General features: G+C 51.6%; 16 protein-coding genes. 7 read left to right on the plus strand and 9 right to left on the minus strand.

All coding sequences use genetic code 11. From position 1 onward, the window contains the following. Positions 1–263 precede the first annotated feature (263 nt). The 9 genes from ACRPFF_RS02730 to leuC all read right to left on the minus strand — a co-directional run bounded on the left by ACRPFF_RS02730 (position 264) and on the right by leuC (position 9057). The gene (locus ACRPFF_RS02730; RefSeq protein WP_411712016.1) at positions 264–2699 is read right to left on the minus strand and encodes a TonB-dependent receptor; all 2436 of its coding nucleotides are present in this window, start codon (positions 2697–2699) and stop codon (positions 264–266) included. A 123-nt stretch (positions 2700–2822) separates the two neighbouring features. Further along, positions 2823–3386: a YceI family protein gene (locus tag ACRPFF_RS02735; protein WP_432673712.1), complete on the minus strand. Its 564-nt coding sequence runs from the start codon at positions 3384–3386 to the stop codon at positions 2823–2825. 162 nt (positions 3387–3548) lie between these two features. Beyond that, positions 3549–4619: a 3-isopropylmalate dehydrogenase gene (gene leuB / locus ACRPFF_RS02740; RefSeq protein WP_432673713.1), complete on the minus strand. Its 1071-nt coding sequence runs from the start codon at positions 4617–4619 to the stop codon at positions 3549–3551. Between the two features lie 66 nt (positions 4620–4685). Continuing rightward, positions 4686–5549 (minus strand): DUF1444 domain-containing protein, encoded by an 864-nt coding sequence (locus ACRPFF_RS02745; RefSeq protein WP_411712018.1) that lies wholly within the window; start codon positions 5547–5549, stop codon positions 4686–4688. A gap of 38 nt (positions 5550–5587) precedes the next feature. Further along, positions 5588–6049: a YhcH/YjgK/YiaL family protein gene (locus ACRPFF_RS02750; protein ID WP_411712020.1), complete on the minus strand. Its 462-nt coding sequence runs from the start codon at positions 6047–6049 to the stop codon at positions 5588–5590. 64 nt (positions 6050–6113) lie between these two features. Further along, on the minus strand, positions 6114–6755 hold the full coding sequence (gene leuD / locus ACRPFF_RS02755) for a 3-isopropylmalate dehydratase small subunit (protein WP_003677355.1): 642 nt from the start codon (positions 6753–6755) through the stop codon (positions 6114–6116). A 45-nt stretch (positions 6756–6800) separates the two neighbouring features. Then, positions 6801–7166, minus strand: coding sequence for a VOC family protein (locus ACRPFF_RS02760; protein WP_411712021.1), 366 nt, complete (start codon positions 7164–7166; stop codon positions 6801–6803). Positions 7167–7269: 103 nt separating this feature from the next. Then, positions 7270–7524, minus strand: a complete 255-nt coding sequence (locus ACRPFF_RS02765) for a hypothetical protein (RefSeq protein WP_107863217.1) — start codon at positions 7522–7524, stop codon at positions 7270–7272. A gap of 123 nt (positions 7525–7647) precedes the next feature. Next, positions 7648–9057, minus strand: a complete 1410-nt coding sequence (gene leuC / locus ACRPFF_RS02770) for a 3-isopropylmalate dehydratase large subunit (RefSeq protein WP_411712022.1) — start codon at positions 9055–9057, stop codon at positions 7648–7650. A 255-nt stretch (positions 9058–9312) separates the two neighbouring features. Here leuC and gshA point away from each other — a divergent pair, with 255 nt between their 5' ends. From gshA to ACRPFF_RS02805, 7 genes are all read left to right on the plus strand, one after another. Next, positions 9313–10662: a glutamate--cysteine ligase gene (gene gshA, locus ACRPFF_RS02775; RefSeq protein ID WP_411712023.1), complete on the plus strand. Its 1350-nt coding sequence runs from the start codon at positions 9313–9315 to the stop codon at positions 10660–10662. Positions 10663–10785: 123 nt separating this feature from the next. Next, complete coding sequence (gene radC / locus ACRPFF_RS02780; protein WP_432673714.1) at positions 10786–11463, plus strand: RadC family protein; 678 nt, start codon at positions 10786–10788, stop codon at positions 11461–11463. 72 nt (positions 11464–11535) lie between these two features. Beyond that, positions 11536–12261, plus strand: coding sequence for an epoxyqueuosine reductase QueH (locus ACRPFF_RS02785; protein WP_003677367.1), 726 nt, complete (start codon positions 11536–11538; stop codon positions 12259–12261). Between the two features lie 7 nt (positions 12262–12268). Then, on the plus strand, positions 12269–12469 hold the full coding sequence (locus ACRPFF_RS02790) for a hypothetical protein (RefSeq protein ID WP_432673715.1): 201 nt from the start codon (positions 12269–12271) through the stop codon (positions 12467–12469). A gap of 49 nt (positions 12470–12518) precedes the next feature. Next, the gene (locus tag ACRPFF_RS02795; RefSeq protein WP_432673716.1) at positions 12519–13799 is read left to right on the plus strand and encodes a CAP domain-containing protein; all 1281 of its coding nucleotides are present in this window, start codon (positions 12519–12521) and stop codon (positions 13797–13799) included. A gap of 4 nt (positions 13800–13803) precedes the next feature. Continuing rightward, a complete protein-coding gene (gene hflX, locus ACRPFF_RS02800) occupies positions 13804–14982 on the plus strand; it encodes a GTPase HflX (protein ID WP_432673717.1) in 1179 nt (392 codons plus the stop codon). Further along, entirely contained in the window at positions 14979–17486 is a 2508-nt protein-coding gene (locus ACRPFF_RS02805) for a heavy metal translocating P-type ATPase (protein WP_432673718.1), read from the plus strand. Before hflX ends, ACRPFF_RS02805 begins: the two co-directional genes overlap by 4 nt. The last annotated feature ends 788 nt before the right edge of the window (positions 17487–18274 follow it).

The following is an 18274-nucleotide window of genomic DNA, read 5'->3' on the forward strand; positions in this document are numbered from 1 at the left end:
GTTGCCTCGCCTTAGCTCAAAGAGAACGATTCTCTAAGGTGCTGAAGCACCAAGTGAATCGGTTCCGTACTATTTGTACTGTCTGCGGCTTCGTCGCCTTGTCCTGATTTTTGTTAATCCACTATACTTCACAATATCAGGGTGGTAAGGGGATGATTGGGTTGGGCATATTAGCTTACGGTTGATAAATCTCTTCATGCCGATATAAATAATGCCGTCTGAAAATATTTCAGACGGCATTTGGTTTGGTGCGTTATTTCAATTTACAGCGAAATTTTCACACCGGTGCGGATAGAACGTCCGGGCAGCGGCGCAATGTATTTGAGTATGGAGTTTTGCGCGCGCGCGGTACGGTTGGTCAGGTTTCGGCCGTCCAAGAACCATTCTGTGCTGTATCTGCCGTGTTTTTGCGTATGGCTGACATAGGCATCGAGCAGGGCGTAGGAGCCGAGTGAGGGTTCTTTGTATGCCGCAGCCATGTTTCCGGTGTGTTTGGCAGCGGCGTAGCGGGTCAGGCTGCTGCCGATTTGCCATGCTCCTTTGTTCCAGCTTGCACCCAGCCCGTAGCGGGAAACAGGCAGGTTGGGCATATAGTAGCCGTCATTGCGCAGGCGGTTTGAGTCCGCATTTCTGCTGTCTTTGTCGTCGGCATGATTGCGAACCCTGTCGGCAAACAGGCGCAGTTCGAGTTGTCCGTATTGTTTCAGGTCGAAAAGTTGGGTCAGCTCGATTTCCAAACCTTGGATGCGGGTATCTGCCGCACGCCAGTATTTGGTCGGCAGGCGGTCGCCGCCGTCATGTGCAGAGTCAGACAGATAAATGTAGTCGTTGAATCGGGTTTGGTAATAGTTGGCGCGGAGTTTGCCGCCGTTCCACGCGAATTCGTTGCCGAATTCCCATGTTCTGGCAGTTTCCGGACGTAAGACGGAATCGGAAAAATGATTTTCCGAAGCAAGTTGCGCATAATGGCTGCCGCTTGCATAGAGTTCGTTAATTTCCGGCGCGCGTTGGGAGCGGCTGTAGCGGGCATTTATTTTCCAAAACGGAAGGGGTTTCCAACCGGTTGACGCATGGAAGCTGTTGAGGCTGTATTTGAGGCTGCTCCGTTGCTCAGATCCTTTTTTGGAACCAGTATTACGGGCTGTTTTGTAGCTGCCCAAGTCAAGGCCGTGGCGGACATTGCCATAACGCCAACCGAGCGAGGCTTCATAGTTGCGGTATTTGAGGTTTTCCAAGACAAATATGCCGTATTCACGACTGTTCGTATCGGGCAGGTAGGAATAGTTGCCGGTACGTTTGCCGTTCAAGCCCGAAGATTCGGTATGGCGGCGTTTGTAGTCTGCCCCTATGCTGCCGTTAAACAGAGAGGAGAAGTGGTGGTTCAGCTCGATACGGTTTTGGAGGGTACGGCTGTCGAGGCTGTTAACCTTGGTCGAGCCCAAGAGTTCGGTATTCGGCGTATCGGTGTATGAGGTCAGGAAGCTGACGTTGTCCACCCAAGAGGATTGCGGACGGTAAAGTGCGTCCACAAGCCAGCGTGTTTGCTGAGAATAGACGGATGCGGGTTCGGCGGCAAGTTTGCGATTGCCGTTGCCGTCGATATTGTAATAGGAGAAACCGGGAATACCGGAACGGTACAGGCTGCGGCTGACGGCGGCACCGATGTGGCCTTTCTCGCCGATATAGCTGCCGCCGAATGAAACGCTGCGGTTTTTCAGGCTGCTGTTGCCCAGGCGACCTTTGCGGACGGGCGTATCGTCGCGCATGGCCTTAACTATTGTATGCCGTCGATTAGGTGAACCGTCGTAAAGCGGATTGTCAATCCATTCACCCCACATCGGTTTTACCAATTTGTAGGCTTCACTCTCATCGGCATCCGGGTATTTCTTAAAAAAAGATGCGCTGTCTTTGAGTTTATATTTGAAATATCCGTAATTGAGTTTTTCTTCAATTTCCGGCGTAATCTGGCAAGACCACATTAGGCGCGAGTTGAGGCGGTTCGCCGGGTCGTAGCACAAATCGGGCTTGCTTGAGCCGGGGATGCGGTAGCCTGAAATTTGGCTGTTGGAAGCATCAAGATGCCATGCGAAATTACCGGTCTTGCCGTCGAAACGGAAGGCTTCGTTGTGCGGGGTGTTGTAGCCGCCGCTCAATTCGATTTTGCCGCCGAAGTCTTGTTCCGGCAGTTTATGCGGGATGATGCCGGTATCGACATCAACCGCGCCGCCGATGGCGTTGCCGCCGTACAGGACTGCCGCCGAGGATTTCAAAACCGTGATTTTATCTGCTAAAAACGGGTTGACCATGGTCGGCAGGTTGCCGCTGATTGCCGCCATATCGGACACACCCATGCCGTTTTCGCTGATATAGACGCGCGAACCGCTCAAGCTGCGGATTTGAGGCAGACCGGTATTGGGGCCGAAACCGGCGTTTTGTACGCCGCCGACTTTTTCCAAAGTCTGACCGAGTGAGACGGCGCGTTTGGTTTTCAAATCATGGGCGGTCAGCACGTCGCCGTCGCCCAAAACGTCCTTAGCCTGCAGGTCGCGGCTGCTTTTGTCTTTGTGCGCGTTAACGTTGACTTGCGGCAACTCGGCAGATGTCATGCCTTCTGCGTAGCATGATGCGGAAAGCAGGGATAGCAGGATGATGTTGAGATTAAAAAGACGATGCGTATTTAGCTTAAACGGAGTAGTCATAAAGTTTATTCCACATAATTAATAATAATTAGTTTTTATGATATAGCAAATTTGTTATGATGAAAATAAAGATGCCGTCTGAAACCTTTCAGACGGCATCTTTATTGATTCTTATCAAAAGTTTTATTGTTTGGCTGCTTCGATTTGGATGTCGATGCGGACGCTTTTGGTCATACCAACGTTCACGAGGTAGTCCCTGCCCCATTGGGTGCGGTCGATGGTGGTGCTGAAGTCGCCGCCGCAAACTTCGGTTTTCAACATCGGGCTTTGGTAGCAGTTGAATTTTTCGGCTTTGAGTTTTACGGGAGCGGTTTTACCGTGCATGGTCAGGTTGCCGTCAACGGAAACAAGTTTTTTGCCGTTGAAATTGAATTTGGTGGAAACGAAGCGGATATCCGGATATTGGGCGGCATCGAAGATGTCGGCTGATTTCAGGTGGTCGGTAAAGTGTTGCGAACCGCTTTGCAGGTTGGCAACGGGGATAGTGATGTCGATTTTGCCATCGCGTTTTGCTTGGTCGAACTCAACGGAACCGGTCAGACCGTAAAAACCGCCGACGTTGGTGCTGGTATTGAAATGGTCGATGGCGAAACGGGCGTTGGCGTGATATTCGTCCACTTTGTAGGTGGCGGCGGAGGTAGTGCCGATGGCGGCGGCTGCGAGCGCGGCGATGATGATTTTTTTCATGATGATAATCCTTTGTGTGGGCCGGTAAAGGCGTTTATCCTAACATAGGCAGGGATTTATGGCATTTCCTGTCGGCAAATGGTGGGTTTGCAGGCGGTTGACGAACGGGGCGGGCGGAAAAGGGCGGATGAAAAAGCGCGGTGTGATCCGCGCTTTGTTTTTTTACAAGGCGGCGAGTACCGCATCGCCCATTTCGGAGCAGGAAACGAGTTTCGTGCCTTCTTCGTAAATATCGCCGGTGCGCAAGCCTTGTTGCAGCACTTTTTGTACAGCGTTTTCAACTTGTTGCGCGCGCGCTTCGTCGTTCAGGCTGTAACGCAGCAACATGGCAAGCGAGAGGATAGTGGCCAGCGGGTTGGCTTTGTTTTGTCCGGCGATGTCGGGGGCGGAGCCGTGAGACGGTTCGTACAGGCCTTTGCCGTTTTCGTCCAAAGAAGCGGAAGGCAGCATACCGATGGAGCCGGTCAGCATGGAGGCTTCGTCGGAGAGGATGTCGCCGAAGATGTTGCCGGTGGCAATCACGTCGAATTGTTTGGGCGCGCGCACGAGCTGCATGGCGGCGTTGTCGACGTACATATGGGAAAGCTCGACATCGGGATATTGTTTGCCGATTTCTTCAAAGATTTCGCGCCACAGTTCGGTGGTTTCCAAAACGTTGGCTTTGCCGACGGAGCAGACTTTTTTACTGCGTTTTTGGGCGGATTGGAAGGCGACGTGGGCGATGCGGCGGATTTCGCTTTCGCTGTATTTCATGGTGTTGTAGCCTTCGCGTTCGCCGTTTTCCAGAACGCGGATGCCGCGCGGTTCGCCGAAATAAATATCACCGGTGAGTTCGCGCACAATCAAAATATCCAAACCGGCAACGATTTCAGGCTTGAGCGTGGATGCGTTGGCTAGCTCGGGATAGAGGATAGCGGGGCGCAAATTGGCAAAAAGATTTAAGTCTTTACGGATGGCCAACAAGCCGCGCTCAGGACGCAGCGGACGGTCGAGATTGTCGTATTGAGGAGAACCGACTGCACCAAGCAGGACGGCATCGGCTTTGCGGCAAAGGTTTTGCGTGAATTCTGGATAAGGATGGCCGTATTCGTCATAGGCTTCGCCGCCCAAAGGCGCGTATTCGTAGCTGACATCCAAACCTTGGGCGATAAGTTTGTCGAGTACGCGGACGGTTTCGGCGACGATTTCAGGGCCGATGCCGTCGCCGCGCAAGATAGCGATATGTTTGGTCATTTCGGGTTTCCTTATGGGAAGGTTTTAGGTGAAGGGCAGGTCGCCTGTTTTTCAGACGGCCTTAAATCAATTTGCTCTGAAAACGCTGATTGTACCATTATGGTACTGGTAAAGCTGGGTAGAAATCGCGTAGGCAGAGTCTTCAAATGCCTGCAGGGCAATATTCGCCATCGCCTGCAAAGCCTCTTCATCGGACGGGCTGCAAACGAGCAGGGCGTTGCGTGCAAGGACTGTAAAAACAGGATTGGCAGGAAGCATAGGATCGTCTTTAAGTACTTCGTTCAAAAGCAAAATCAGGGAAGCATCATAGATGTTGTCCAAATGGATTTGGGTCAATGACCAACCTTCGGCATGATGAATTTGAACACGTCCATTCATCCGTTGGCGCAAATTATCGATGGCGGTATGATACAAGGCGTCTTCATCTTCAATACCGGCTTCTTTCATATGCTCACGATTGAGCGTATGCATGGATTCTTCCCTATCCACCATATAAAGCAACATGATATCGCCCGCAATCGGTTTGTATATAAAGTAATCGGCAGGTTCGGCTTCGTCCGTATTTGTAATCAGTCTGGCGTTTTCCAGATAAATCGTATTTTTAATTGTCGGAAGAATTTGTTGTGCTGAAACACTGGCATCAGCGTCCTGAATCTTATCGATAACCGCTAAATTGGCTGCAACAATAGCCTCCAAGGCCTCGGGATTTTGCAGATAACTTGTGTAATAGTTGCTCAAATATGTGCTGGATGACGTTTCATCGTTTTCGGAAAAATGGACAATGATCGGCGAAGACGCAATAGTTTCACCCCAGTCGATTTTTGTCTCAAGATCCAATTCTTCTTGAATGCGACGGGCAAAGTATTCGACAAATTCCTGCCAAGTCATTAATTTAGGTTTGGAGCGGAACAACCTGCTGAAAAAAGACATATTGTGTCCTGAATAAGGGGATAAGGCCGTCTGAAAAATTATAGACGTTCGGTTTCAACACAGATTTTAAAAACAACTTTGCGTATGTTTGCCCTGTCGCCGACCAATGGGGCATGCCCATCATTCGGGAAAAATAGCGCAAATTCACCGGGCTCCAAAGTCAACCAGGTTACCGGCTCGCAGTCGAAAAACTCGATATCGCGCTTTTCGTTGTAGCCTAAACCGTTTTTCAGACGGCCTCTGTCTATCCAGCCATACGTTTCGCTGCCATCAATCGGTGTTTGAATATCAATATGTTTTAAGTGCGCTTCAGGCTGGGCTTTGCCTTTAGTCCTCATCGGCTCGCTGCCGATAAAAATACGGATATTGGGATTCTCGCACGGCACTTGGCCGTCGGGCAGTTTGGCAAAATCCAAGGTCTGCAACAGATGGAAGGCTTCGGCAAAGTCGGGATGCAGCGCGGCGTAGCGGGCGGCATTGCTTATGGTGTCGGTAATCATGGTATATTTTTGTAGATTAAAGGCCGTCTGAAACACTTAAATTTTTCAGACGGCCTTTTGTATATCAACCGTTAAACAGCCAAGGCTGGCTTTGGCGGCGTTTTTCTTCAAAGGCGTGAATTTCATCAGCGTGTTGCAGGGTCAGACCAATTTCGTCCAAGCCGTTTAAGAGGCAGTGTTTGCGATGTTCGGTAATGTCGAATGTGAATGTTTCGCCGCTAGGGGTGGTCAGGGTTTGTTCGGCAAGGTCGATGGAGAGCTGATAGCCTTCGTTAGCTTCAACTTCTTTGAAAAGCTGGTCAACCTGTTCTTCTGTCAAAACGATAGGCAAAAGGCCGTTTTTGTAGCAGTTGTTGAAGAAGATGTCGGCGAAGCTGGGGGCGATGACGGCGCGGAAGCCGTAGTCGTCCAATGCCCAAGGGGCGTGTTCGCGCGAGGAGCCGCAACCGAAGTTTTTACGCGTCAACAGGATTTGCGCGCCTTGATAGCGTGGCTGGTTCAGCGAGAAATCGGGGTTCAATGGGCGTTTGCTGTTGTCCATGCCCGGTTCGCCATGGTCGAGGTAACGCCATTCATCAAAGGCATTGGGGCCGAAGCCGCTGCGTTTGATTGATTTCAAAAATTGTTTGGGGATGATGGCGTCGGTATCGACGTTGCTGCGGTCGAGCGGGGCGACGATGGCGGTAATTTTGGTAAAGGCTTTCATGTCAGATTCTTATAGTAATAATGGGAAATTTTATGGCTATTCGGGTCAGCGTGTGCTGTGCAAACCGATTCGGTTGCCTTCTGTATCTTCGATAAAGGCTGCAAAGCCGTTGGCAATGCGGAATTTCTCTTGTAACAGTTTGCCGCCTGCTGCAACGGCTTTTTCTGCTGTTTCGGCACAATCCGGGCAATTGAAGAAAATGGTTGTACCGCCGTGGCCGGGCTGGGCGTTGCTGTCGTGCCAAATCATGCCGGCCGTACCGTGTTGCGTGTAATCGGCTGGAAAAATGATGAAATGGAATCCGTTGCCGCCAACGTCTTGCAGGGGCTTGCCGAATACGGATTCGTAAAAGGCTTTGGCGCGATCCAAATCATGAGCGTGAATACCAAACCAGCTTGACGGATTACTCATTGTTTCTCCCTTTGCTTGGAATCGTGAAAATGTCTGAACAAGTAATCAGGTATCAGGCCGTCTGAAACGTGGTCAGGAGCTTCAGACGGCCTGATTTACCGAATTATTCGGTAGCGGCTTCGATTTTGCTGCCAACATGGCTCATGCCGCGACCTATTGCATTGCCGCCTTTTTTAACGGCTTCGCCGGTTTTGTCGGCAACGTGTTCGGCGGTTTCTTTGGTTTTATCGGCTACGCGCTCGGCAGTTTCTTTGGTTTTATCCCAATTGCGGTTGGCATCCTTTTTTGCGCCTGACCAAGTGCTGGAACAAGCTGACAGGATGAGGGCTGCGGCAGCCAATGCAAACAGTTTTTTCATACTAGTTTCCTTTCAAGTTATCAATGATTGAGAAGTTTTTCGGACGTTTTTCGCAATAGGAAAACTTACTTGTGTAAGGTGTTGTTTCAGACGGCCTGATGAATAAAGGCCGTCTGAAAATACTTACGCCATCGTGCGGATGTCGGTAAAGTGTCCGGTAACGGCGGCGGCGGCGGCCATAGCGGGGCTGACGAGGTGGGTGCGTCCGCCGTTGCCTTGACGGCCTTCAAAGTTACGGTTGGAAGTGGAGGCGCAACGTTGTCCCGGGGTCAGGCGGTCGGCATTCATGGCGAGGCACATAGAGCAGCCTGGTTCGCGCCATTCAAAACCGGCTTTGATGAAAATTTTGTCCAAGCCTTCTTTTTCGGCTTGTTCTTTGACCAAACCGGAGCCGGGGACGATTAACACGCGCTGTACGTTGGCGGCTTTTTTGCGGTCTTTGGCGATGGCGGCGGCTTCGCGCAAGTCTTCGATGCGGCTGTTGGTGCAAGAGCCGATAAAGACGATGTCGACGGGGATTTCGTTCAGCGGCGTACCGGCCTTCAAACCCATATATTCGAGGGCGCGTTCCATGCCGCTGCGTTTGACGGGATCGGTTTCTTCGGCAGGGTTCGGCACTTTGCCGCTGATGTCCAAAACCATTTCGGGCGACGTGCCCCAAGTAACTTGCGGCTCAATGTCTTCGGCTTTGAAGTGGTATTCTTTATCGAATACGGCACCTTCGTCAGACACCAGCGTGCGCCAGTATTCGACGGCTTTGTCCCATGCTTCGCCTTTAGGTGCGAAAGGTTTGTCTTTTACATAATCGATGGTGGTTTGGTCGACAGCAACCATGCCTGAGCGCGCACCGGCTTCGATCGCCATATTGCACAAGGTCATGCGGCCTTCCATAGAAAGGCTGCGGATGGCTTCGCCGCCAAATTCGACGGCGTAACCCGTGCCGCCCGCCGTGCCGATTTGCCCGATGATGTAAAGTGCCACGTCTTTGGCGGTAACGCCCGCTTTTAATTTGCCGTCAACGGCAATCAGCATGGATTTGGATTTTTTCGCGGTAATACACTGGGTTGCCATGGTGTGCTCGACTTCGGAAGTGCCGATGCCGTGTGCCAACGCACCGAATGCACCGTGGGTAGAAGTGTGCGAGTCGCCGCAGACAACAGTCATGCCAGGCAGGGTCGCGCCTTGTTCCGGGCCCATAACGTGTACGATGCCTTGGCCTTTATCCATAAACGGAAAGTAGGCGAGTGCGCCAAACTCTTTAATGTTTTTGTCCAAAGTATCGACTTGCAGTTTGGAAATCGGGTCTTGGATGCCTTTATCCCAGTCGCCGGTCGGGGTGTTGTGGTCAGCGGTGGAGACCACGCTGTCGATACGCCAGAGTTTGCGGCCCGCCATTTTCAAGCCTTCAAATGCCTGCGGGCTGGTTACTTCGTGAACCAGGTGGCGGTCGATGTAAAGCAGGACAGTGCCGTCTTCTTCTTCGCGGACGACGTGGCTGTTCCAGAGTTTGTCGTAGAGAGTTTGTGCTGTCATGGTGTTGTTCTTTTGTGTGGGTAGTAATGTAGGATGAAAATTTTAGACGGATTTTACATGTCATGCAACAAAATTTGTCTAATTTTTGAAGAAATAGAAAATTGAAAACAATTTGTATCTAAAAATTAGACATATTGTCTATTTGAAAGAATAGTTATATTCAAAGAAAGATTTGATATGAAAGAATACTTGTCGGGATTCTTTTAAAGGCATTATTATTTGTACCTTGTTAAAACCACGTCAGGCAGAGGAAAGATGAAGTTACCGGTTATATCGTCCGAGCATTTGGCTCAACTGCAGGCATTTGAAGCGAAAATCCTGTGTAACCATGCAAAAATTGAAGCATGGTTCCGCACGCAGTGGAATGTTCACCGTCCTCCGTTTTATGGTTCGGTTGACATCCGTAACGCCGGTTACAAAATTTCGTCTATCGATATGAATTTGTTTCCGGGCGGCTTCAATAATTTGAATCCCAACTTTATCCCGCTGGCGGCGGTTGCCGCGCAAGATGCGGTGCAGCGTGCCTGCGAAACGGCGAAATCTGTATTGATTATTCCCGAAAACCATACGCGCAATACGTTTTACCTGCAAAACGTTTACGCCCTCAGCGAGATTTTGCGCTCGGCAGGGTATGAAGTGCGCTTGGGCAGCCTGAATCCTGAGGTAACCGAGCCGACCGAGTTTGAAACCGCCTTGGGCGACAAAATCCTGTTGGAACCTTTATTGCGCACCCGCGAGCGCGTCCACCTTGCAGACGGTTTCTCGCCTTGTGTCGTCTTGTTGAACAACGACTTGTCTGCAGGTGTTCCCGACATTCTCAAAGACATCAGCCAAACCGTATTGCCTCCGTTGCACGGCGGTTGGACGACACGCCGCAAAACAGATCATTTCGGCGCGTATAACCAAGTTGCCGCCGAATTTGCCAAGTTGATTGACATTGACGAATGGCAAATCAATCCTTATTTTGAAAAAATCAGCGGTTTGGATTTCCAAGAGCGGGAAGGCGAAGATGCGTTGGCAGAAGCGGTAGAACGCGTATTGGCGAAAATTCAAGCCAAATACGACGAATCAGGCATTGCCGACAAACCTTTCGTCATCGTCAAAGCCGATGCAGGCACTTACGGTATGGGCGTGATGAGTGTTAAATCCGCCGACGAAGTGCGCGGCTTGAACCGCAAAAACCGCAACAAAATGGCGAAAGTCAAAGAAGGCTTGGAAGTCAGTGAAGTCATTGTCCAAGAAGGGATTTATACTTATGAAACCTTAAACGGCGCGGTGTGCGAACCCGTCGTGTATATGATGGACCGCTTCGTCATCGGCGGCTTTTTCCGCGTACACGAAGGGCGCGGTGCGGATGAAAACCTCAACGCCGGCGGTATGGTGTTTGTGCCGCTGTCCAACAGCATTCCCACCGGGAACGGCGACAATTCGCAAGAAGCTCCCGAAGCCTGCAAGCGCGTATTCGAGCAATGGGATGCGCTGGGTATGCCGCGATCCGAAAAAGACTGCGATGTCGATAATGTCCACAACCGCCTCTATGTGTACGGCGTGATGGCACGCCTGTCGCTTCTTGCGGCGTCCATCGAGTTGGAAGAAACGGCGTAAGACTGTTTTGAAATACAGATGCCGTCTGAAGCGGAAATCCGGTTCAGACGGCATTTCGGATATTTGGCATGTGGGAACATTTGTTTCAGACGGCATCTCAGACTATTTTAAAAAAGGGAAAACATGAGCATCAAGCAATGGCCGGAGGGGGAAAGGCCGAGGGAAAAACTGTTGGAACGCGGGGCGGCGGCGTTGAGCGATGCCGAACTTTTGGCAATCCTTTTACGCGTCGGAACACGCGGGATGAGTGCGGTCGATTTGGCGCGCTACCTATTGCAGGAGTTCGGCAGCTTGGGAAAACTGATGAGCGCGGAGGTCGGCAAACTGTCGGCATACAAAGGCATGGGGACGGCAAGTTTCACACAGTTTGCCGTAGTCAGGGAAATCGGACGCAGGATACTGGCCGAAGAATTGCAGGAGAGCATCGTCCTGTCCGATCCGGATACGGTGGCCGATTATTTACGCTTTCATTTGGGACAGGAAAAAGTCGAAGTCAGCGTCGCGCTGCTGTTGAACCGCCAAAACCAACTGATTGCGGTCAGAGAGCTGTCGCGCGGTACGGTTGCGGAAAACATGATTTACATCCGCGAAATCGTCAAACTGGCTTTGGACGAGTATGCGGACAGCCTGATTATCGCGCACAACCATCCGGGCGGCTCGTCCAAACCTTCGCAGGAAGACATCATGTTCACAAGGCGGCTGGCACAGGCCATGTCGCTGGTTGATGTTTCCCTGCTCGACCATTTTATCGTAACCACCCGGAGCGTCTGCTCGTTCAGGCAGCTCGGGCTGATGCCCTGACACTCTGTTTTGCATGCGGCGGCTCTGATAAAATAGCCGCTTCAACCGTATTCGACAGATATTGTTAAGTTAATGGAAACACAAAACAAACCTACCGTTACCGATATTGACCGCCCCATACTCGTCCCGCCCGGCGGACATAAAAAAGTCTTGCTGCATTCCTGCTGCGCCCCGTGCAGCGGCGAAGTGATGGAAGCCATGCTGGCCAGCGGCATCGACTACACCATTTATTTTTACAATCCCAATATCCATCCGCACAAAGAATATATGCTCCGAAAAGAGGAAAACGTACGCTTTGCAGAAAAGTTCGGCATCCCCTTCATCGACAAAGACGACGATTACGAAAACGATCGCAAAGAATGGTTTGCCAAAGCCAAAGGCATGGAGTTTGAGCCGGAACGCGGCATCCGCTGTACGATGTGTTTCGATATGCGTTTCGAAAAAGCGGCGCAATACGCGCACGAACACGGTTTTCCCGTCTTTACCAGTTCGCTGGGCATTTCCCGCTGGAAAAACATGAACCAGATTAACGACTGCGGCCGCCGCGCCGCCGCGCCTTACGATGATGTGGTGTATTGGGATTTCAACTGGCGCAAAGGCGGCGGCAGCGCGCGCATGATCGAAATCAGCAAACGCGAAAACTTCTACCAGCAGGAATATTGCGGCTGCGCCTATTCCTTGCGCGATTCCAACGCCCACCGCAAATCGCAGGGACGCATCCCCATCAAACTCGGCGTGTTGTATTACGGGGACGAGTCTACGCAATACGAACCCGTACCGGTTCAGACGGAAAAATAAACACCTTATGCCGTCTGAGGGTTCAGACGGCATCGGGTTCGGCATCGGCACGGGGAAAGGTTTGCCGGTTTGGCAATCGGCAAGCGGAAACCGCATTGACAAGTTTGCCGTTTTGATATGGTGGATTAAATTTAAATCAGGACAAGGCGACGAAGCCGCAGACAGTACAAATAGTACGGCAAGGCGAGGCAACGCCGTACTGGTTTAAATTTAATCCACTATAAAACACCCCGTTGCCGCGTCGGGAGGGCGGCATTATGAAATCCCTTGTTATCTGGCTGCTTCTGTTGGGTTCGGCGGCAGGCGTTTTCTACCATACCCAAAACCAATCCCTGCCTGTGGGAGAACTAGTCTATCCGTCTGCACCGCAAATCAGGGGGCAGGACGATGCGTTGCACTACCTCAACCGCATCCGCGCACAAATCGGTTTGCACGAGCTGGCACACGCGCCGGTTTTGGAAAATTCCGCCCGCAGGCACGCACGCTATCTCACGCTCAATCCCGAAGACGGACATGGAGAATATCATCCCGATAATCCTCACTATACCGACCGAAAGCTGACCGAACGCACACGCCTTGCCGGTTATCTCTACAACGGCGTGCATGAAAACATCAGCACGGAAGAGGAAGCCGCCGAATCGTCCGACAGCGACATCCGCACGCAGCAACGCCAGGTTGACGGATTGATGAGCGCAATCTACCACCGCCTTTCCCTGCTTGACCGCCATACGGATGAGGCAGGAGCGGCATTCGTGCGCGAAAACGGTAAAACCGTCGTCGTATTCAATCAGGGCAACGGCAGGTTTGAGCGGCATTGCGCCCAAGGCAGAAATCAGCCTGAAGCGGGACGGCACTATTACCGCAACGCCTGCCACAACGGTGCGGTCGTGTACACCGACGAAGTCATGCCCGCACAAGAGTTGCTTTATACAGCCTATCCGGTTGGCAGCAGCGCACTGCCTTATTTTTACGGGGAACGTCCCGACCCCGTGCCGGGATATGAAATGACGGGCAATCCTGCCAGCATTGATTTTTCCGAGGCGGCAGGCAAAATTGCGATGAAAAGTTTCAAGCTGTATCGGGGTAAAAATGAAATCCGTCCCGTCAAAATTTTAACCGCCGGTAACGACCCCAACGGCAGGCTGACCGCGTACCAATTCGCCCTTTTCCCGCTCAAGCCTTTGGAATACGGTACGCTTTATACGGCGGTATTCGACTATGTCCGCAACGGACGGCGCGCGCAGGCGAAATGGCAGTTTAAAACCCGAAAACCCGATTACCCTTATTTTGAGGTAAACGGCGGCGAGACGCTTGCGGTTAGAAAAGGCGAAAAATATTTCATCCACTGGCGCGGACGCTGGTGTTTGGACGCGTGTACCCGTTATACCTACCGGCAGCGGCTCGGCAGCCGCCTGTCCATAGGAAGGCACGAAGCGGGCGGCATCGTCTTCAGCGTTGGCGGAATGACAGGCAGCCGTATCACGCTTGCCCCAGAAGACAGCCCGGGACGCGGCGTTACCCTTTATTTACAGGATTGAATACATGACAGGCAGAACAGGCCGCAACGGCAGTACCCAAGCGCAACCCGAACGCGTCATGCTGGTGGGCGTAATGTTGGACAAAGATGGTACGGGCAGCAGTGCTGCCCGTCTGAACGGCTTTCAGACGGCATTGGCAGAAGCCGTCGAGCTGGTCAAAGCGGCAGGCGGTAATCCCGTCATTGTGGAGACCGCCAAACGCGACCGTCCGCACACCGCGCTGTTTGTCGGCACGGGTAAGGCGGCGGAGCTGTCGGAAGCAGTTGCCGCAGACGGCATCGATTTGGTCGTATTCAACCACGAACTCACGCCCACGCAGGAACGCAATTTGGAAAAAATCCTCCAATGCCGCGTATTGGACAGGGTAGGGCTGATTCTGGCGATTTTCGCCCGCCGCGCCCGCACGCAGGAAGGCAGGCTGCAAGTCGAGTTGGCGCAATTGAGCCATTTGGCCGGACGCTTGATACGGGGTTACGGCCATCTGCAGAGCCAGCGCGGCGGTATCGGCATGAAAGGCCCCGGCGAAACCAAACTGGAAACCGACCGCCGATTGATTGCCCATCGGATTAACGCCTTGAAAAAACAGCTTTCCAGCCTCAAAAAACAGCGCGCGCTGCGCCGCAAGTCCCGAGAATCGGGCAGAATCAAAACGTTTGCGCTGGTCGGCTATACCAATGTTGGCAAATCCAGCCTGTTCAACCGGCTGACCAAGTCGGGCATATATGCGAAAGACCAGCTTTTCGCCACACTTGACACGACGGCACGGCGGCTGTACATCAGTCCCGAATGCAGCATTATCCTGACCGATACCGTCGGATTCGTCAGCGATCTGCCGCACAAACTGATTTCGGCATTTTCCGCCACGCTGGAAGAAACCGCGCAAGCCGATGTGCTGCTGCACGTCGTCGATGCCGCCGTCCCGAACAGCGGACAGCAGATTGAAGACGTGGAAAACGTACTGCAAGAAATCCATGCCGGCGATATTCCGTGCATCAAGGTGTACAACAAAACCGACCTGATGCCGTCTGAAGAACAAAACACGGGCATATGGCGCGACGCTGCGGGAAAAATTGCCGCCGTCCGCATTTCCGTTGCTGAAAATACCGGTATAGACGCACTGCGCGAAGCCATTGCCGAGTATTGTGCCGCCGCACCAAACACAGACGAAACCGAAACGCCATGAAAAAAACCTGTTTCCACTGCGGGCTGGACGTTCCCGAACACCTCCACCTGACTGTCCGTTACGAAAACGAAGACCGAGAAACCTGCTGCGCCGGTTGTCAGGCGGTCGCACAAAGCATTATTGACGCGGGCTTGGGCAGTTATTACAAACAACGCACCGCCGACGCGCAAAAAACCGAGCTACCGCCCCAAGAAATCCTCGACCAAATCCGCCTGTACGACCTGCCCGAAGTCCAGTCCGACTTTGTGGAAACCCACGGCGGCACGCGCGAGGCGGTTTTAATGCTCAGCGGCATTACCTGCGCCGCCTGCGTCTGGCTGATCGAACAGCAGCTTTTGCGCACAGACGGCATCGTCCGCATCGACCTCAATTACAGCACGCACCGCTGCCGCGTCGTCTGGGAGGACGGCAAAATCCGTCTTTCCGACATTCTGTTGAAAATCCGGCAGACAGGCTACACCGCCGCACCCTATGACGCGCAGAAAATCGAAGCCGCCAACCAAAAAGAACGCAAACAATACATCGTCCGCCTCGCCGTTGCTGGGCTGGGGATGATGCAGACGATGATGTTCGCGCTGCCGACCTACCTTTACGGCGGCGACATCGAACCCGATTTCCTACAAATCCTCCATTGGGGCGGTTTCCTGATGGTATTGCCGGTTGTCTTTTATTGCGCCGTTCCGTTTTATCACGGCACGCTGCGCGACTTGAAAAACCGCCGCGTCGGCATGGATACGCCGATTACCGTTGCCATCATCATGACCTTTATCGCCGGCGTTTACAGCCTTGCGACCAATGCGGGGCAGGGGATGTATTTCGAATCCATCGCCATGCTGCTGTTTTTCCTGCTGGGCGGACGTTTTATGGAACAAATCGCCCGACGTAAGGCAGGCGATGCCGCCGAGAGGCTGGTCAAGCTGATTCCTGCGTTTTGCCATCATATGCCCGATTACCCCGATACGCAGGAAACCTGCGAGGCAGCCGTCGTCAAATTGAAGGCGGGCGATATCGTGATGGTCAAACCGGGGGAGACCGTACCTGTCGACGGTACGGTTGTCGAAGGCAGCAGCGCGGTCAACGAAGCCATGCTGACGGGTGAAAGCCTGCCCGTTGCCAAGATGCCGTCTGAAAAAGTAACCGCCGGCACACTCAATACGCAAAGCCCCATAATCATACGTACCGACCGTACCGGCAGCAGTACGCGCCTGTCCCACATCGTCCGCCTGCTCGACCGCGCACTGGCCCAAAAACCGCGCACCGCCGAGTTGGCGGAACAATACGCCTCGACATTCGTTTTCGGAGAGCTGCTGCTTGCTGTTCCCGTATTTATCGGTTGGATGTTTTACGCCGATGCGCATACCGCGCTTTGGATTACCGTCGCCCTGCTTGTCATTACCTGTCCGTGCGCCTTATCGCTTGCCACGCCGACGGCCTTAGCAGCTTCTACCGGTGCGCTGGCGCGTGAAGGCATTTTAATCAGCGGTAAGCAAACCCTGGAAACGCTCGCCCAAACCACCGACATCATCTTCGATAAAACAGGAACGCTGACCCAGGGAAATCCCACCGTCAGCCGTATCTCATTGTTGAGCGGCACAGACGAAGCCTTTGTTCTCGCGGTGGCGCAGGCGTTAGAACAACAGTCCGAACATCCCCTTGCCCGCGCCATCCTCAACCACCGTGTTTCAGACGGCATGATTCCTGACATACGGGTCGGACAACGCCTCAATCACGTCGGTGAAGGCGTAGGCGCGCAACTGACCATCAACGGGGAAACGCAGGTGTGGGCATTGGGCAGGGCGGCTTATGTCGCCAAAATCGCCGGAGAACCTCCGCAGGATGAACAGGCTTCAGAAAGCGGCAGCGCGGTCTATCTCGGCAACCAGCTCGGTTTCCAAGCTGTGTTTTATCTTCAAGACCCGTTGAAGGAAGGGGCAGAGGAAGTTGTACGCAAGTTGAAGCGGCAACACCTGACCCTGCACCTGCTCAGCGGAGCCCGTGAAACCGCCGTTGCAGAAACCGCACGCGCCCTGGGTATCACGCACTACCGCGCCCAGGCAATGCCGGAAGACAAGTTGGAATATGTCAAGGCTTTGCAGAAAGAAGGGAAAAGAGTGTTGATGATAGGCGACGGCATCAACGATGCCCCTGTTTTGGCACAGGCCGATACTTCTGCAGCGGTGGCGGGAGGAACCGATATTGCAAGGGACGGCGCGGATATCGTCCTTTTAAACGAAGATTTGAATACCGTTCCGCATATGCTGGCACAGGCGGGAAGGACGCGGCAGATTATCCGTCAGAACCTGTCGTGGGCGAGTGCTTACAACATCATTGCCGTACCGCTTGCCGTTTTGGGCTATGTCCAACCGTGGATAGCCGCGCTGGGCATGAGCTTCAGTTCGCTGGTCGTATTGGGCAATGCTATGCGGCTTCACAAGCAGGTGGACATGCCGTCTGAAAAAAATGCCGTCCGAACAATGACGGACAGCGTTGCTTTAGACGTATAACAGTAACGGGGGCATTATTAGCACGACAGATACCATATTCCAATCTTTGCATACATGGCTTGATCATCAACCAAGATGATATTTCCCAAGCACAGCATGATACATGCCATTGAAAAATANAGAAAATTAATTGAAAACTTAAATGGATATTGAAATGGATAATCACATAGTACAAATTATAAGAAGGTTCGGGCTAGGTAGGATATTTTTTTATTCGTATAGCAAATCATCTATAATAATTTTTTCTTCGTATGTTGTTTATTATATAATTTACAATTATCAATTTAATTACCTTTCGCTTTTAATTTATTTATTACCAATGTTGTGTAGTATATATATGATTATATTTTTTTTAAGACCGACTAGGGCGATATTAACGATATATCAAAGAAAAAAATTTTTAAATTCTATTTTTTCATCCGGAGTTGAAATAATAATAGGTTCCAAGAAAAGAACGTTGAGTATAAGCATTTTTTATTTACTAAATTTATTATGGCTTATTTGGTGTCTTATGATTTATAGAGAACAAGTCCGATTAAATAACTTAACTCTCTTTTTATCCTTTATATTCTCATTATTTTTTTTATTATATAATTTTGTTTTATTTTTAAATGTTTATGTTAATTTTTTCAAATTAAGAGAAGCTCAATATAGAAAATAACAAAGTCAAGTCTGATTATGCAGCCAAACAGGAAAGTTTAGGAAAAGTTGATGAAAACAAAAATGAGACGATGAAGATTCCCCCGCAAGTGGGAACCCATATGCTTGGTTTTTCTTTTATTTTCAAA

It is taken from the genome of Neisseria sp. SLRRB23 (assembly GCF_050896295.1).
In the GTDB taxonomy this organism is placed as follows: Bacteria; Pseudomonadota; Gammaproteobacteria; order Burkholderiales; family Neisseriaceae; genus Neisseria.

What these genes read in the sequence shown, in the direction of transcription:
- ACRPFF_RS02730 (WP_411712016.1), bottom strand. Translation starts at nt 2,699, where the DNA reads ATGACTACTCCGTTTAAGCTAAATACGCATCGTCTTTTTAATCTCAAC.
- ACRPFF_RS02735 (WP_432673712.1), bottom strand. Translation starts at nt 3,386, where the DNA reads ATGAAAAAAATCATCATCGCCGCGCTCGCAGCCGCCGCCATCGGCACT.
- leuB (WP_432673713.1), bottom strand. Translation starts at nt 4,619, where the DNA reads ATGACCAAACATATCGCTATCTTGCGCGGCGACGGCATCGGCCCTGAA.
- ACRPFF_RS02745 (WP_411712018.1), bottom strand. Translation starts at nt 5,549, where the DNA reads ATGTCTTTTTTCAGCAGGTTGTTCCGCTCCAAACCTAAATTAATGACT.
- ACRPFF_RS02750 (WP_411712020.1), bottom strand. Translation starts at nt 6,049, where the DNA reads ATGATTACCGACACCATAAGCAATGCCGCCCGCTACGCCGCGCTGCAT.
- leuD (WP_003677355.1), bottom strand. Translation starts at nt 6,755, where the DNA reads ATGAAAGCCTTTACCAAAATTACCGCCATCGTCGCCCCGCTCGACCGC.
- ACRPFF_RS02760 (WP_411712021.1), bottom strand. Translation starts at nt 7,166, where the DNA reads ATGAGTAATCCGTCAAGCTGGTTTGGTATTCACGCTCATGATTTGGAT.
- ACRPFF_RS02765 (WP_107863217.1), bottom strand. Translation starts at nt 7,524, where the DNA reads ATGAAAAAACTGTTTGCATTGGCTGCCGCAGCCCTCATCCTGTCAGCT.
- leuC (WP_411712022.1), bottom strand. Translation starts at nt 9,057, where the DNA reads ATGACAGCACAAACTCTCTACGACAAACTCTGGAACAGCCACGTCGTC.
- gshA (WP_411712023.1), top strand. Translation starts at nt 9,313, where the DNA reads ATGAAGTTACCGGTTATATCGTCCGAGCATTTGGCTCAACTGCAGGCA.
- radC (WP_432673714.1), top strand. Translation starts at nt 10,786, where the DNA reads ATGAGCATCAAGCAATGGCCGGAGGGGGAAAGGCCGAGGGAAAAACTG.
- ACRPFF_RS02785 (WP_003677367.1), top strand. Translation starts at nt 11,536, where the DNA reads ATGGAAACACAAAACAAACCTACCGTTACCGATATTGACCGCCCCATA.
- ACRPFF_RS02790 (WP_432673715.1), top strand. Translation starts at nt 12,269, where the DNA reads ATGCCGTCTGAGGGTTCAGACGGCATCGGGTTCGGCATCGGCACGGGG.
- ACRPFF_RS02795 (WP_432673716.1), top strand. Translation starts at nt 12,519, where the DNA reads ATGAAATCCCTTGTTATCTGGCTGCTTCTGTTGGGTTCGGCGGCAGGC.
- hflX (WP_432673717.1), top strand. Translation starts at nt 13,804, where the DNA reads ATGACAGGCAGAACAGGCCGCAACGGCAGTACCCAAGCGCAACCCGAA.
- ACRPFF_RS02805 (WP_432673718.1), top strand. Translation starts at nt 14,979, where the DNA reads ATGAAAAAAACCTGTTTCCACTGCGGGCTGGACGTTCCCGAACACCTC.